Source organism: Schleiferilactobacillus harbinensis (assembly GCF_008694105.1).
Lineage (GTDB): Bacteria > Bacillota > Bacilli > Lactobacillales > Lactobacillaceae > Schleiferilactobacillus > Schleiferilactobacillus harbinensis.
Genome location: NZ_CP041364.1, coordinates 2,025,396 through 2,038,318, shown reverse-complemented (window position 1 = coordinate 2,038,318; position 12,923 = coordinate 2,025,396). Strand labels below are relative to the sequence as shown.

The 12,923-nt window shown below is 53.0% G+C and carries 10 protein-coding genes; 7 read left to right on the top strand and 3 right to left on the bottom strand.

Features of this window, described 5'->3' with window-relative positions; all coding sequences use genetic code 11:
- Window positions 1-48 precede the first annotated feature (48 nt).
- The 3 genes from FMM01_RS10110 to FMM01_RS10100 all read right to left on the bottom strand — a co-directional run bounded on the left by FMM01_RS10110 (window position 49) and on the right by FMM01_RS10100 (window position 3,058).
- On the bottom strand, window positions 49-705 hold the full coding sequence (locus FMM01_RS10110; protein WP_150392431.1) for a hypothetical protein: 657 nt from the start codon (window positions 703-705) through the stop codon (window positions 49-51).
- Window positions 706-962: 257 nt separating this feature from the next.
- Window positions 963-2,345 (bottom strand): sensor histidine kinase, encoded by a 1,383-nt coding sequence (locus tag FMM01_RS10105; protein WP_150392430.1) that lies wholly within the window; start codon window positions 2,343-2,345, stop codon window positions 963-965.
- Window positions 2,346-2,359: 14 nt separating this feature from the next.
- A complete protein-coding gene (locus FMM01_RS10100; RefSeq protein ID WP_150392429.1) occupies window positions 2,360-3,058 on the bottom strand; it encodes a response regulator transcription factor in 699 nt (232 codons plus the stop codon).
- Window positions 3,059-3,263: 205 nt separating this feature from the next.
- On the opposite strand from FMM01_RS10100, the gene FMM01_RS10095 reads away from it, so the two are divergent.
- The 7 genes from FMM01_RS10095 to FMM01_RS10065 all read left to right on the top strand — a co-directional run bounded on the left by FMM01_RS10095 (window position 3,264) and on the right by FMM01_RS10065 (window position 12,823).
- Window positions 3,264-5,438, top strand: coding sequence for an alpha-galactosidase (locus tag FMM01_RS10095; RefSeq protein ID WP_150392428.1), 2,175 nt, complete (start codon window positions 3,264-3,266; stop codon window positions 5,436-5,438).
- A gap of 236 nt (window positions 5,439-5,674) precedes the next feature.
- The gene (locus tag FMM01_RS10090; RefSeq protein ID WP_223850062.1) at window positions 5,675-6,160 is read left to right on the top strand and encodes a PTS sugar transporter subunit IIB; all 486 of its coding nucleotides are present in this window, start codon (window positions 5,675-5,677) and stop codon (window positions 6,158-6,160) included.
- Between the two features lie 3 nt (window positions 6,161-6,163).
- The gene (locus FMM01_RS10085) at window positions 6,164-6,982 is read left to right on the top strand and encodes a PTS mannose/fructose/sorbose/N-acetylgalactosamine transporter subunit IIC (RefSeq protein WP_146994171.1); all 819 of its coding nucleotides are present in this window, start codon (window positions 6,164-6,166) and stop codon (window positions 6,980-6,982) included.
- A complete protein-coding gene (locus FMM01_RS10080; protein WP_190973341.1) occupies window positions 6,975-7,832 on the top strand; it encodes a PTS system mannose/fructose/sorbose family transporter subunit IID in 858 nt (285 codons plus the stop codon). Before FMM01_RS10085 ends, FMM01_RS10080 begins: the two co-directional genes overlap by 8 nt.
- A gap of 80 nt (window positions 7,833-7,912) precedes the next feature.
- Window positions 7,913-8,833 (top strand): glycoside hydrolase family 43 protein, encoded by a 921-nt coding sequence (locus FMM01_RS10075; protein ID WP_150392426.1) that lies wholly within the window; start codon window positions 7,913-7,915, stop codon window positions 8,831-8,833.
- A gap of 143 nt (window positions 8,834-8,976) precedes the next feature.
- Window positions 8,977-11,601: a sigma 54-interacting transcriptional regulator gene (locus tag FMM01_RS10070; protein ID WP_150392425.1), complete on the top strand. Its 2,625-nt coding sequence runs from the start codon at window positions 8,977-8,979 to the stop codon at window positions 11,599-11,601.
- 106 nt (window positions 11,602-11,707) lie between these two features.
- Window positions 11,708-12,823 carry a glycoside hydrolase family 88 protein gene (locus tag FMM01_RS10065; RefSeq protein ID WP_150392424.1) on the top strand — a complete coding sequence of 372 codons (1,116 nt, stop codon included), beginning with the start codon at window positions 11,708-11,710 and terminating at the stop codon, window positions 12,821-12,823.
- The last annotated feature ends 100 nt before the right edge of the window (window positions 12,824-12,923 follow it).

Genomic DNA, 12,923 nt, shown 5'->3' with positions numbered 1-12,923 from the left:
GTGCAGCACAAGTCGGATGATTGATATGAGTACAAAGATTGACATGGTTTAGAACTCCTTTGATTCGTGACGGATGGCAGACCAGTAACAGACCAGCAGGAAGAGACAGTAGCCGAGGAGGGCCAGCCAGATATTGACAGTCGGCCAATGCCTGGCGAAAACAGTACCCAGAGCGATGCCGCTGTCGGCTGCGAGGGTGACACGGGCCAGAGCAGTGAATGCGGGTTGACGGTGGTAAAGCGTAACGCCCAGCACAGTTCCGAGGACCATCCCGACTAGGCCAGCCCCGAGTATCGGTAAAGTTACCAGCCAGACGAAGAACAAACCCGTACTGACGGTGAGGCCAATCTGTTTGATCAATTGGCGGTGGTGCGCCGACCAATACCGGCCCGTGCCGCCATAGAAGAGGCCAGCAATCACGGGGCTGCCCAGCCCAATAATCAGCAGGGGAATGTTAAATAACCAAGCCGTGAATTGAATGAGCATACCAACGGTCAAACTGACCAGCAGTGCCGCGGAAGAATCAGACCGGCCCGCTTCTTCCGGCAGGCTCAGAAATAAGAAAAAAGTGGCCAGAATGATCACTGGAAATGAAATATCTTTACCCAGAGCGGACATTGAAAATTCACCCAGTGCCGCGGTGAACAGTGTCCGCAGGTCGGCAGACCACGGGTGCGGCGGCCAAGTTGCTGAATGAGCGGCCATAGCGGGCGGCCCCCTTTCTGACACTGTTCAGAATAGAACCCGATCAAATATCCGCCCACATAAGAAAAATGAACTGAATCTGAAGAATCTTCATGAATGGCGGGGCGAGCGGGCCAGACCGGCATTCGTTTCTGAATTTTTTTCAGATTGACGTTCCCAGATCTGGAAAAATAATTTTTCAAGAGGCTGAAAATGATGGCATACAAACAGGCCGCAAACCCGAAATACGAGTTTGCGGCCTGTTTATGTCCAGTTACTTATTGATTGGGGGCGGTATTGTTAGCTGGCGGCAGGGTCAGCTGAATGATCGTCCCTTGGGGCTGATTGTCAGTGATAGTGAAATGCCCCCCGCTGACCTTGGCCAGCTGGGCGGCGATGGCCAGGCCCAGCCCGGTGCCGGGAATTGAGCCGCGGATATCGGCACTGCGGTAGAATCGATCAAAAATGTGCGGCTTATCCTCAGCACTGATGCCCCGCCCCTGATCGGCGACGGTCAAGACGCTGTTGCCGGCAGCATCTGCATGCAGCGTGACGGTGATCGTACTGGCATCAGGGGAATATTTGGCGGCGTTGCCCACCAAATTATCGAGAATGTGGTTGATTGCCGATGCTGTACCGCGCATGGTTAAATCAGGGGTGATCCGACTGACGATTTTTTGGTGTACCGTGGGCATCAAAGCGGTCAGTTGAGCCGTCACGGTTTGCGACAAGTCCAGCAGCGGTGCTGGCCCGGCCATTTGGTCCGCCTGGGACAGGGTAATCAATTCGTTGACTAATTCCTGCATCTGCCGGGACTCCTCGGTGATGTAATGCACTGACTTGGGGATAATCTCTGGGTGATCGGTGCCATGGCGGTCAATGAGCTGGGCATGGCTGCGAATGGTCGCAATTGGCGTGCGCAGTTCATGGGCGGCGTTCACGATGAAAAACTTCTGCTGCTCCTGGCGGTCGTGAAGCTGAGCCAGCAGGGCATTGAAGTTGACGGCCAGATCGGTGACTTCGCTGGGCTTAGCCGGTACGGGCAAAGGCGTTGCCCCGGGATCCTCCGAGGCCTGGATCGTCTTAGTGCTGACGGACAGCGACCGCAGCGGATCAGTGAGCCGATGGGCCAGTCGGCGAATGTAGAACGGACTGATGAGCAGGGTCAAAACCAGAATGATTACCGTCACTTCCATCACCCGGACCAGAATATTCACTTGGCTGTTGAGACTTTGCCAGAGATCGTAGCGGATGCCCCGGGCGTGGGCCATTTGATGGTAGAGCAAAACGCCCTGGCGGGGCTGATAGTACAAATTACGAAAGAGCGGGACCGCGGTGGGCGGCACGGCCAGCAGTTTTTTTGTATTCGGTGAATAATAATGCCGTACTTTGGCGTCTTTGCGCATATTCGTCACGACGACATAGCTGGAACTGGTATCTAAGGTGCTGTTTTTGCGCCAATTTTCCCAGTCATCATCGCCGTCGATGGTTCGTTTCTTAACGCTCTCCACGAGGCCAACAGACGCCACTGCGGTTTCGCGCAGCAGCTGATGGCCCACCGCAATGGTGATCGCCACGCCCAAAGACAGGGTGATGACCGCCACCATGGCGACTAAATTGCGCAGCATGATGGCTGCGCTGGTTTGCTTGTGCTTCCCCATAGTGTTCGCCCCCATCACCCCGCGGCAACATTGTCAGAAATCATATAGCCCGTCCCGCGGACTGTATGGATCAGTTTCTTTTCGTCTGGCGTATCGATCTTGGCGCGCAATTCGCGGACGTAAACGTCGACAATGTTGGGCTGACCTTGGAAGTCCACGCCCCACACACTATTCAGCAGGTCGTCCCGGGTGCAGGCCTGGTCTTGATTGGTCAGCAGCGCCAGCAAGAGTTCATATTCCCGCGGCGTCAGCAGCACGATCTGGTTGTGCCGCTCGACTCGTTTAGTTTCAGTATTCACTGTTAAATCATCCAAATGGTAGACGGCGGCCGTTTGCGGTTCAGCATGACTGTGGCGCAGGGCTACAGCCACCCGGGCCAGCAGTTCTTCCATTTCAAACGGCTTGGTCAAATAATCATCCGCTCCGCCGGTCAGACCGGCCACTTTGTCGCCGATGTAATCCCGGGCTGTCAGCATAATAATCGGCACTTGGCTGGTCCGGCGGATGCGGCGCAGCACACTGAACCCGTCTAGCCGCGGCAGCATCCAGTCCAGGATGATCAGATCAATCTGGTCGGCGTGCGCTTTGAATCGGGCCAGCGCGTCCAAGCCGTCTTTAGCCCACAGTACCGTCATGTTTTCAATTTCAAATTCCGTTTGTAAAGAATCAGCGAGACCTTCCTCGTCTTCCACGAGTAATAGCGTTGTTTTCAAATGACCAGCCTCCATTTTTAATCCTTAAGGATACTGTCTTTCGTCACGCATAATATAGCACAGACCGGCCAGCAGAACGAAAATGAGGAAAGCTTGGCAGGAACTTAGTGAATGACGCTTTGGCACTCTGTTTGCTTATCACTCATTGGATGGTGGCACTTTGCCGTAAGGCAAGGAATCAGCCAGATATACGAGGAGGATGACGATGGACAATCCAAGAACGATCGTGCAGCAATTTGACCTGGTAACGACCCGCAGCCAAATGACCTTAGGGGTGATGGCCAGCGGTCATTTAGTCTGTTTATATTTAGGCCCGCGGCTGGCCAGCCGGGCATCTTTTAAAAATCTGCTAACCGACTTAAATCACGCCAGTTACTTGGCGGATACTGATGGGGTCCATAATTTTCGATTAGAACAGCTGCCTTTAGCCTATCCGACTTTCGGTAATCCCGATTTGCGCGAACCAGCGCTGGTGGTGGCCGACGAAACCGGCAGCCGCATCACGGATCTGCGCTTTGATCATTTGGAGACCTATCCGCATAAACCGGCCATTACCGGTCTGCCCAGTGCTCGGTGGGACGAGCAGACCCGGACTTGGGCCTTTGTACTGAAGGATGAGCGGCTGCATTTGCAGGTTACGCTGGTAATCAGCGCGGATGAGGACCATGATGTGTTTTCCCAGCACGTGATTTGTACCAATCAGGGATCCCATGGGCTGACCATTGAACGGGCATTTTCCTTCAATTGGGATTTCTTATCGGATCAATACCAGATGCTGAATCTGACGGGGGCTTGGAGCCGCGAGAATCATTTACAGTGGACGCCGTTAAAGCAAGGCTTCCAGGGCGTGGACAGCAAACGCGGTGCCAGCGGTCATGGGCAGAATCCGTTCATCGCGTTAGCCGCGCCAGGTACCACGTGGGACCACGGGCAAGTGATCGGCGTGAATTTGGTGTACAGCGGCAACTTCATTGCGCAGGCTAACGTGGATATGCATCAGAATACCCGCTTGCAGATCGGTATCAATCCTTTCAATTTCAGCTGGCAGCTGAATGCCCATCGAACGTTCAAGACGCCAGAAGCGACGATCGTAATCGCCGAGCACGGCCTGAATGAATTGAGTGCCCGTTATCAGCGGTTCTATCAAGACAACCTCATGCGGTCGGCAATTGCTAAGACCCCGCGGCCAGTGGTGATCAATAATTGGGAAGCCACCTATTTCAATTTCAACAAGCAGTCCTTGCTGACCTTGGCAAAAAAAGCCAAGCAAGTCGGGGCCGAGATGTTTGTCCTTGACGATGGCTGGTTCGGTCAGCGCAACAATGATACGTCATCATTGGGGGATTGGATCCCGAACACCAAGAAGCTAGGCGGTTCCTTGACAGCATTGATCAAAGAGATCAATCAGCTAGGATTGCACTTTGGCCTGTGGGTGGAACCGGAGATGGTTTCGCCGAACAGTGACTTATACCGCCGCCACCCCAATTGGATCGTGGCCGATGAGAAGCATCAGCCGCAACTGACGCGCAGTCAATACGTGCTGGATATGAGCCGTAGTGACGTGCAGGATTATTTGATAGACACCCTAGACACGTTATTGACTGAAAACAATATCGAGTACCTGAAGTGGGACATGAACCGAAACATTACGGATGCGTATACCCAGACCGTGCCGCCCCGCCGTCAGGGCGAGTTTGAACACCGCTACATGTTAGGCTTGTATAGCGTGTTGAAGGCGTTGGTGACGAAGCATTCGCGACTGTTGATCGAAGGCTGTGCCGGGGGCGGCGGCCGTTTTGATGCTGGGATGCTGGCCTATTGCTCAGCCATTTGGACGTCCGACGATACCGATGCCATTGCCCGCTTGCCGATTCAGGAGGGCACGGGACTGCTTTACCCAGCCGCGGCGATGAGTGCCCATGTTTCTGCCGTGCCTAACGAACAAATTGGCCGGAAAACCTCGTTGACTACCCGGAGAATCGTGGCGGAACAAGGCTGTCTAGGATATGAACTGGATTTGACAAAATTGACGGCCGCTGAGCTGGCGGCCATCCAGACCCAGATTGCTTCCTATAAGAAATTGCGGCGGATTCTACAATTCGGCCAGCTGATACGTTTGCCCGTGGCCGAACCGGGCAATCAATGGGCCTGGTTAAAGAAAACCGCTGACCAAATCATTGTCGACCGGGTCACGGTGCTGGTGCAGCCTAATACGGTTGAAAAACGCCAACGGTTAACCGGTTTACCGCCGAATGCCCTGTATTTTGAACAGCAGACCCAACGGACGTATGCAGCTGATTTCTTGATGCAGGTCGGCCTGCCGGTTGACCGGCCGACTGGTGATTTCTTTAGCCAGCGCTGGATATTGAGCCGAGTTTGAGCAAATATTTGACGTAAACTCACGGGTAAACACTTCAATAAATTTAGTAAAGTTGTTTGAACAAAAATACGCTTTCTTTGCTATGACTGAATTGGCATGCTGTTTGCTTCATAATATATTGAAATCGGTTGCCGGATAAAATGGGTCTTGAGGCTGGATGATGTGCAACAGGCAGCTCTCGAAGCCGTGTGCAGTTCTGACAGGCGAAACTTATGGAGGTGTTTGCAGTGATTGAAATGATGCGGGTCGACGATCGGTTGATTCACGGTCAAGTCGCTTTGCTTTGGACAAAGCAGCTGGGCTTGAATCGGATCATCGTCGCCAATGATAAAGCGGCAGCCAGTGACATTCAGAAGAATGCACTGCTGTTAGCGGCGCCGGCAGGCGTTAAAGTCGCCGTAGTACCAGTGGATAAGGCCATCAAGATGGCCAACGATCCTCGTGGGGCACACTTTAAAATGCTGTTACTGGTGAATAATGTTGGTGACTTGTACAAGATCGTCAAGGGCGTTGAACCGGGCAATACGAAAGTGGATATCGCGAACGTTGGGCGGGTCAGCGGCGATATTGAGAACAAGCATAAGCTCACTGAGACGGTGTATCTCAATGATGACGAGCTGGCCCAGGTGCAAGAGATTAACGGTCTGGCAAAGAACTTTGTCTATCAACCGCTCCCGACGGACAGCCCGAAGCCTTTTGAGAGTTTACTGAAAGGGGAATAGTCCATGTTACTCTATCAAGCATTTATTATTGCTGTATTTGTGGCTTGGGGAAAATGGTTTGGCGTTTACGGTTCTTTTGGTCAAGTCATGCCGTTCTTCTTCACTCCAGTGTTAGCGCTCTTATTAGGTAAAGATCCAGTCAACGCTCTGATGATTGATGCGGCCATCGCGCTGGCTTTTTACGGCGTTATGCAGATTGGGGCCGTGATGCCCCAGGATACTGGTTTTGGCGGGGCATTGGGCCTAGGGTTTGCCTTGATTTTGAATCAAAAGCCGGCCATTGCCGTTGCTTTGGCTGTGCCGATCTCCATGCTGGCCGTCGTGGTTTGGAACTTGCTGAAGTTCTGGTTTACCACCAACGTTGAACTCTTCGACAAGTATATTGATCAACGCAATATGAAGAAATTCAATCGGCTGTGGTGGATCCAGATGGCGGTGTACATCTTTACTTACTTCATCTTGGCTTTCCTGGCCGTTTTACTCGGCACCCATGGCATCAAGGCGTTTGTCACCAGCATTCCCAAGCCGTTCCTGAGCGGTTTGACCGTTGCAGCTGGCATGCTGCCCGCTGTTGGGATGGGCATGTTGTTGAAGTATGTTTGGAACATTGAGTTTCTGCCGTTCTTCATTGCCGGGTTCGTTCTGGCGGCTTATCTGAAGCTGCCAATTATGGCCATCAGTTTATTCGGGGTGGTCTTCGGTCTAGTCATGTTCTTCATTGATCGGCATATCAATGATGTCAAGAAGAGCATGAGTCTCAGTGCGGCGAATAACGCTGGCTCCGGCAGTGACGATGATGAGGGGGATTTCTTCAATGACTAATGAACAAGAAACACCTAAGAAGAGCAACAAATTGCAACTCAATCCCGCAGAAAAGAAAATGACGAAGCGTCTGTTCTGGCGCAACATGTGGTTAAGTTATGCGATGAGCTATACCCGCCAGCAAGGGGTTGCGTGGGATTGGGTGCACGCCCCGATTTACAAGGAAATCTATAAAGATGATCCAGACAAGTTCTGGGAGGCCATGAAGCGGAACATGGAATTCTACAACACGACGCCAAACATGAACGGCATCGTGTCTGGGTTGGCCGTGTCCATGGAACAAGAGAACGCCAAAGCACCGGCGGGCACCTTCGATACGGCAGGTATCAGCGGTATGAAGATTGGGCTCATGGGCCCGATGGCCGGGATCGGCGATACCTTCTTCGCCGGTGTTTGGTCCCTGATCTTGTCCGGAATTGGGATCAGCTTTGCCAAGGCGGGCAACATGGCCGTTCTGTTATTGTCCATCGTCGGTTTGATCCCCGTCATCGCCGTACGGTGGTACGGACAAAAGTACAGTTACAAGTTGGGCAGCAAGTACATCTCCAAGGCCGTGCAAGATGGCTTGATGACCATGTTCACCAAGGCGACCTCCATCGTCGGGGTGACCGTTGTCGGGGGCATGATTGCCAGCTTGGTCAAGTTCCCGCTGGTTTTCAAGACGAAGATCAATGGCAATGAGTTTGCTTTGCAAAAGATTTTTGATCAGATCATGCCCGGTATTCTGCCGCTGATTCTCTCTATTACGTGCTTCGTTCTGTTGCGCAAAGGCAAGAACCCGGTACTGGTTCTGGTAGGGGTCGTAGCGTTAGGGTTCCTGCTCACATTCCTGGGTATCACTGGCGCCTAAGCAAATTGATTTGAACTGAAGAAACGCAGCGTATTCGCTCCGAGCGATGCACTGCGTTTTCGTGCAGAAAGGAAAAAATAATGAATACTAACGGGCAACCCTGGACAGACGACGTGGGCGACTTGATCCAAGCCCACGGCGGCATGATTTTGCACCACGGTAATACGTACTACTGGTACGGTGAAAATAAAGGGGTCGATAACTATCGCAATGCTGAGGGGGTCAACATGGTGCCGTTTATCGGTATTTCATGCTACACTTCGCCGGACTTGCTGACGTGGCACCATGCCGGGATCGTGTTGAGCGAAGCAACTGATCCCACCAACACGCTGACCAAGGAAAGCATCTGCGAACGGCCCAAGGTCTTGTACGATGCCGAGCGTGGCCGTTTTGTCATGTGGTGCCACTACGATACGCCGGATTACAAATACGCCGGCAACCTGGTAGCTATCGCGGATAATCCGACGGGACTGTTCCAGGTACAGAGGGTATTACGGCCTAACGGCAAAGAGAGCCGGGATATGACGGTGTATCAAGACGGCGAGCATACGTATTTGATCCACAGTTCCGACATGAACAAAACGCTGTATTTCAGCGAGATGACCCCAGATCTGACGGACTGCACCGGGTTTAATGCCAAAGCGTTTGTCGATCAAGAACGGGAAGCGCCGACGGTGTTCCATGACGGGGACTGGTACTATACGATCACCTCTGGCTGCACTGGTTGGAAGCCGAATCCGGCGTTGTTTTCCCGATCGCATTTTCTGTTTTCAAACCAGAAGCTGATTGATAATCCCTGTGTTGGGTCGCGCGCTCGGACCACCTATGACGGGCAGCCGACCTACGTATTGCCGGTCAATGGCCAGTACTATCTGATGCTGGATCATTGGCAGCGGTTTGACTTGAAACATTCCGGCTACAGTATTCTGCCAATTGAAATTCACGGTCGAGATTTGGAGATTCCGTGGACCGACACGCCGTTTGGCGGGCCAATTCAATAAGTCACAGTGTTTAGAATAGTGTTTAACTTTTCCAAAAAAATAAACACTATTTCTTTTAAACACTATCTTGTTTTAGCATACTGAAAATGATACATTGAGCGGTGAGAAAAGGCTTTCGACTAAGCAGAGAGGGTATGGGATAGATGGCATCAGCCAAAGAGCGGGTACTGACGGCCCTGACGAAGTTAAACCAAGGGACCGATGCCGTAGAGACCATGACGATTGCTGAAGCATTGGATTTGAGCCGGTCGGTGACTAGTCATTATTTGTCACAATTACTGACCGAAAATAAAGTGCAGAAGCTTACTGGCCGGCCGGTCCGCTGGCAGCTGGTCCAGGCGGCGCCGGCGCCAATCCCGGAACCAGCGCTGCAACTCCACGCCTTTGCTGAGATCATTGGGGCCAACGGCAGTCAAATTGATAATATCCGCAAATGTATCGCCGCGGTGAAATATCCCAATGGCGGGCTGAATATGCTGCTGACGGGGAAGAGCGGTGTCGGTAAAACCTTCCTCGCCCATACGATCTATGATTATGCCCGGGATACCAAGGTGATTGCGGCGGATGCGCCGTTCAAGGTCTTGAACTGTGCCGATTACGCCAACAACCCGGAACTGCTGTCGTCTGTCCTGTTCGGGTACGTTAAGGGAGCCTTCACGGGCGCCAATACCAACAAAGAAGGGCTGATCCAGGCGGCGGATGGCGGCTATTTGCTGCTGGATGAAATTCACCGGTTATCGGGTGAAAACCAGGAAAAACTGTTTACTTTCATGGATACCGGTCATTTCCGGCCGATTGGCGAAAATCGGCGGGACAGTACGGCGCAGGTGCGGATCATCCTGGCGACGACCGAGGATCCCAATACCGTCTTGCTGGATACGTTCCAGCGGCGGGTACCGGTGAGTGTCCATATTACGTCTTACGCTGATCGGCCGTTGGATGAACGGCTAGCCTTCATTCGGACGTTATTTCACGGTGAGGCCCAACGCTTCAACAGCCAATTGCAGGTGGCACCGGAAGTGTTACAAATGCTGGCTGCTTTACGGCCAGTGGGCAACGTCGGCCGGTTGAAAAACTTGATCAAAGTGGCCTGTGCCCGGGCCTTTACCCGGCAAACCGACCAGCATCCGGAGCAAATGGGGATCACCTTGGAGGACTTCGAAGGCGAAGGCCTAACGGTCCACGCGGATGAACTGGTGATTACGGCCCCCATGACGATTCCGGTCGAAATGGCCACGCCGGGAGCCGTCACCGAGACCGGCGGGGATGCGGCGGCAATTCAGCAGTTTTTAACTGACCAAGCGCACCCCACGGCGGCGGACAGCCGTTTGATGGTCCAGACTTTGGAAGCCCAGCACGCCCATGATCCGATTCGCCAAACGATTTTGCATACCCTGCATGAACGCTTGTATACGCGCATTGTGCGTCATCGCTTCGGGCTGAAGAGCACGGCCGAATATGAGCCGATTTTCTTCCGGCTGTATGCCGAACGGGTCACCGTTTCCCCAGACCAATTGCGCCATTTGCAGCGGGAAGCGGCTGCTAATTTCCCCCGCTCGCTGCATGTTGCGGATCAGTTTTATGCGGCGCTGCCGGTACTGAACCAGGCCAGTCACGATTTGCTGGCCGCACTATTGGCGTGCTGTATCAGTGAGCTGGTGGATGAAAAGATTCCGTTGCGTTGTCTAATGGTCGCCCACGGCAGCCGGACGGCGACGAGTATTCAATCTGTCGTGAACCAGCTGTGCGGCACCTACTTGGTGGATGCCATTGACATGCCCATCGATACGACCATCGACCAAATTATTGGCGAAGCCAAACGGATCGTGGATTCCTTCGACACTTCTAACGGTTTCATTCTCTTAGTGGATATGGGGTCGCTCAGCCAGCTGTACCGCAAGATCAAGAATGCCCTGAGCGGCGATGTACTGGTCATCAATAACTTGACCACGGCCACCGCCCTGGATATTGCCTTGAAGATGCAGAGTCGGCTGCCTTTTGAACAGATCGCCGAGCATGCCCGGACGGATTATGCCATTTCTGCCCAGTATTTCGAAGGCTTCGCCAAGGACCAGAATATCGTCATTTCCTGCATGTCCGGGCTGGGGATTTCGGAGAAGCTGCGGGACATTTTCCACGAGGTGCTGGGCAGTCAAATCAGTTTGGTGACCATGGATTTCAGCCACTTGCAGCAAAGCGTCCGGGCCAACGACCGCAGCGAGTTCGAATCCACCCTGCTGGTGATTACGACGACCAATCTGCCGGAGTCGTTTGCCATTCCCAACATCAATATTTACGATCTGCTGGCGCCCCGCGGGCAAGTCTTCCTCCACGATATCTTGAAGAAATACATCGACCAGCGGACCTTCGATGATTTGTACAATCGCATCGTCCGCTTCCTGTCCATTGAAGGGGTCACGGAGCGGCTCTCGTTCTTGAATCCGACGGTGATCATTCAAGAAGTCGAGACGGTCATTTACAAATTCGAGCATTATTACCGGATTAAACTTGACGGGAAAATCAAACTGAATCTGTACATGTATATCTCGCTGATGGTCGAGCGGCTGATGACCGGCGCCGGGGCGGACCGGGCCAGCGACTTGGCCCCGGAAAGCAGCAGCGAGAAAGACTTCTTCGATGTGGCCAAGGGCATCTGCAAGCCCTTGGAGCTGAAGTACCACATCGATATCAACGGCTATGAGCTATCCTTGCTGTACCAGCTGTTCCAGGCAATCATCAGCGATCAGAATACGCCCAGCATCAGTTAGCAGCGGAATTGAAGCACTTGCCCCCGGGTGAGTGCTTTTTGCTTGGCATGATTTTTGCGTATACCCAGGTGAGACGATCAGAAAAGATAGGAAGAGGTTAGACAACATGACTGAAACACCTGCTTGGGTGCAGCCCTTATTTGATAAAGTCAGTGCCAAGGCGAAGGCCGAAGCGATCCGGTTGGGCAGCGCCATTCCCTATATTCCCGAGGATGGCCATTATGTGGATATGGGTAAAAAAGATGTGATTTGGTGGACCAATGGTTTTTGGGCCGGTACGCAATGGTTGCTGTACCACGCCACTGGTGATCCGGTGTTCAAACAAACGGCTGAAGCTAATGAAGCTGTATTGGATGGGGCGTTCGACAAATTTATCGGCCTGCACCACGACGTCGGCTTCATGTGGGATCTGTCAGCGGTCGCCGATTATCGGCTGACCCAAAACAACCGTTCTTGGGCGCGCGGTTTGCATGCGGCGACATTGCTCGCTGGCCGCTATAATCCCCGGGGCAAGTTCCTGCGTTCCTGGAACCGGGATCGGGCCGGCTGGGTGATCATCGACAGCATGATGAACATCAATCTGCTGTACTGGGCCCGGGATGAACAGAATGACCCGCGCTACGGTTTCATGGCGGAAGATCATGCGGATACGGTAATGAATAACATTGTCCGGCCGGACGGCTCAGTGGCCCACATCGGGATTTTTGACCCGACCACGGGGGCGCTGTTGAAGACTGACGGCGGCCAAGGTTATGGCGTCGGTTCCTCCTGGTCCCGGGGCCAAGCCTGGGCGCTGTATGGCTTTGCTTTGAGTTATGAGCATACGCAGAAAGAGGCCTATTTGGATACGGCCAAACGCGTTGCCAACTATTTCTTGGCTAATATCGCGAATACCGGTGATGTGCCGCTGGTTGATTTCCGGGCACCGCGGGAACCCAAGATTGTGGACACGTCCGCAGGGCTTTGTGCCGCTTGCGGGCTGCTGCTGTTGAGTGAACAGGTGCCGGCATTGGAACAGGGGTTGTATTACGATGCGGCCGTTAAAATCATTAGGGCCGTTGCAGACGAATACCTGGATTTGGATCCGGCAACGGATGGCATTGTCACTGGCGGGACGCCAGCGTATTTCGATGACCAGCATGAAGTGCGGATGATTTATTCAGATTTCTTCCTGGTCGAAGCATTGACCCGTTTGTTGGGCAAAAATTTCTTAATCTGGTAAGTTGACTGGTTCGGCGTGCACTACCCGGTCAAGTTAGTGTTTAGCCTAACTTGACCAGCGGGTTCACCGCGGTATTGGCACGCCGCTTGCTTTATATCTA

Coding starts and splice junctions, on each gene's coding strand:
- FMM01_RS10070 (WP_150392425.1), top strand. CDS start 8,977: ATGGCATCAGCCAAAGAGCGGGTACTGACGGCCCTGACGAAGTTAAAC.
- FMM01_RS10075 (WP_150392426.1), top strand. CDS start 7,913: ATGAATACTAACGGGCAACCCTGGACAGACGACGTGGGCGACTTGATC.
- FMM01_RS10105 (WP_150392430.1), bottom strand. CDS start 2,345: ATGGGGAAGCACAAGCAAACCAGCGCAGCCATCATGCTGCGCAATTTA.
- FMM01_RS10085 (WP_146994171.1), top strand. CDS start 6,164: ATGTTACTCTATCAAGCATTTATTATTGCTGTATTTGTGGCTTGGGGA.
- FMM01_RS10065 (WP_150392424.1), top strand. CDS start 11,708: ATGACTGAAACACCTGCTTGGGTGCAGCCCTTATTTGATAAAGTCAGT.
- FMM01_RS10080 (WP_190973341.1), top strand. CDS start 6,975: ATGACTAATGAACAAGAAACACCTAAGAAGAGCAACAAATTGCAACTC.
- FMM01_RS10095 (WP_150392428.1), top strand. CDS start 3,264: ATGGACAATCCAAGAACGATCGTGCAGCAATTTGACCTGGTAACGACC.
- FMM01_RS10110 (WP_150392431.1), bottom strand. CDS start 705: ATGGCCGCTCATTCAGCAACTTGGCCGCCGCACCCGTGGTCTGCCGAC.
- FMM01_RS10090 (WP_223850062.1), top strand. CDS start 5,675: ATGATGCGGGTCGACGATCGGTTGATTCACGGTCAAGTCGCTTTGCTT.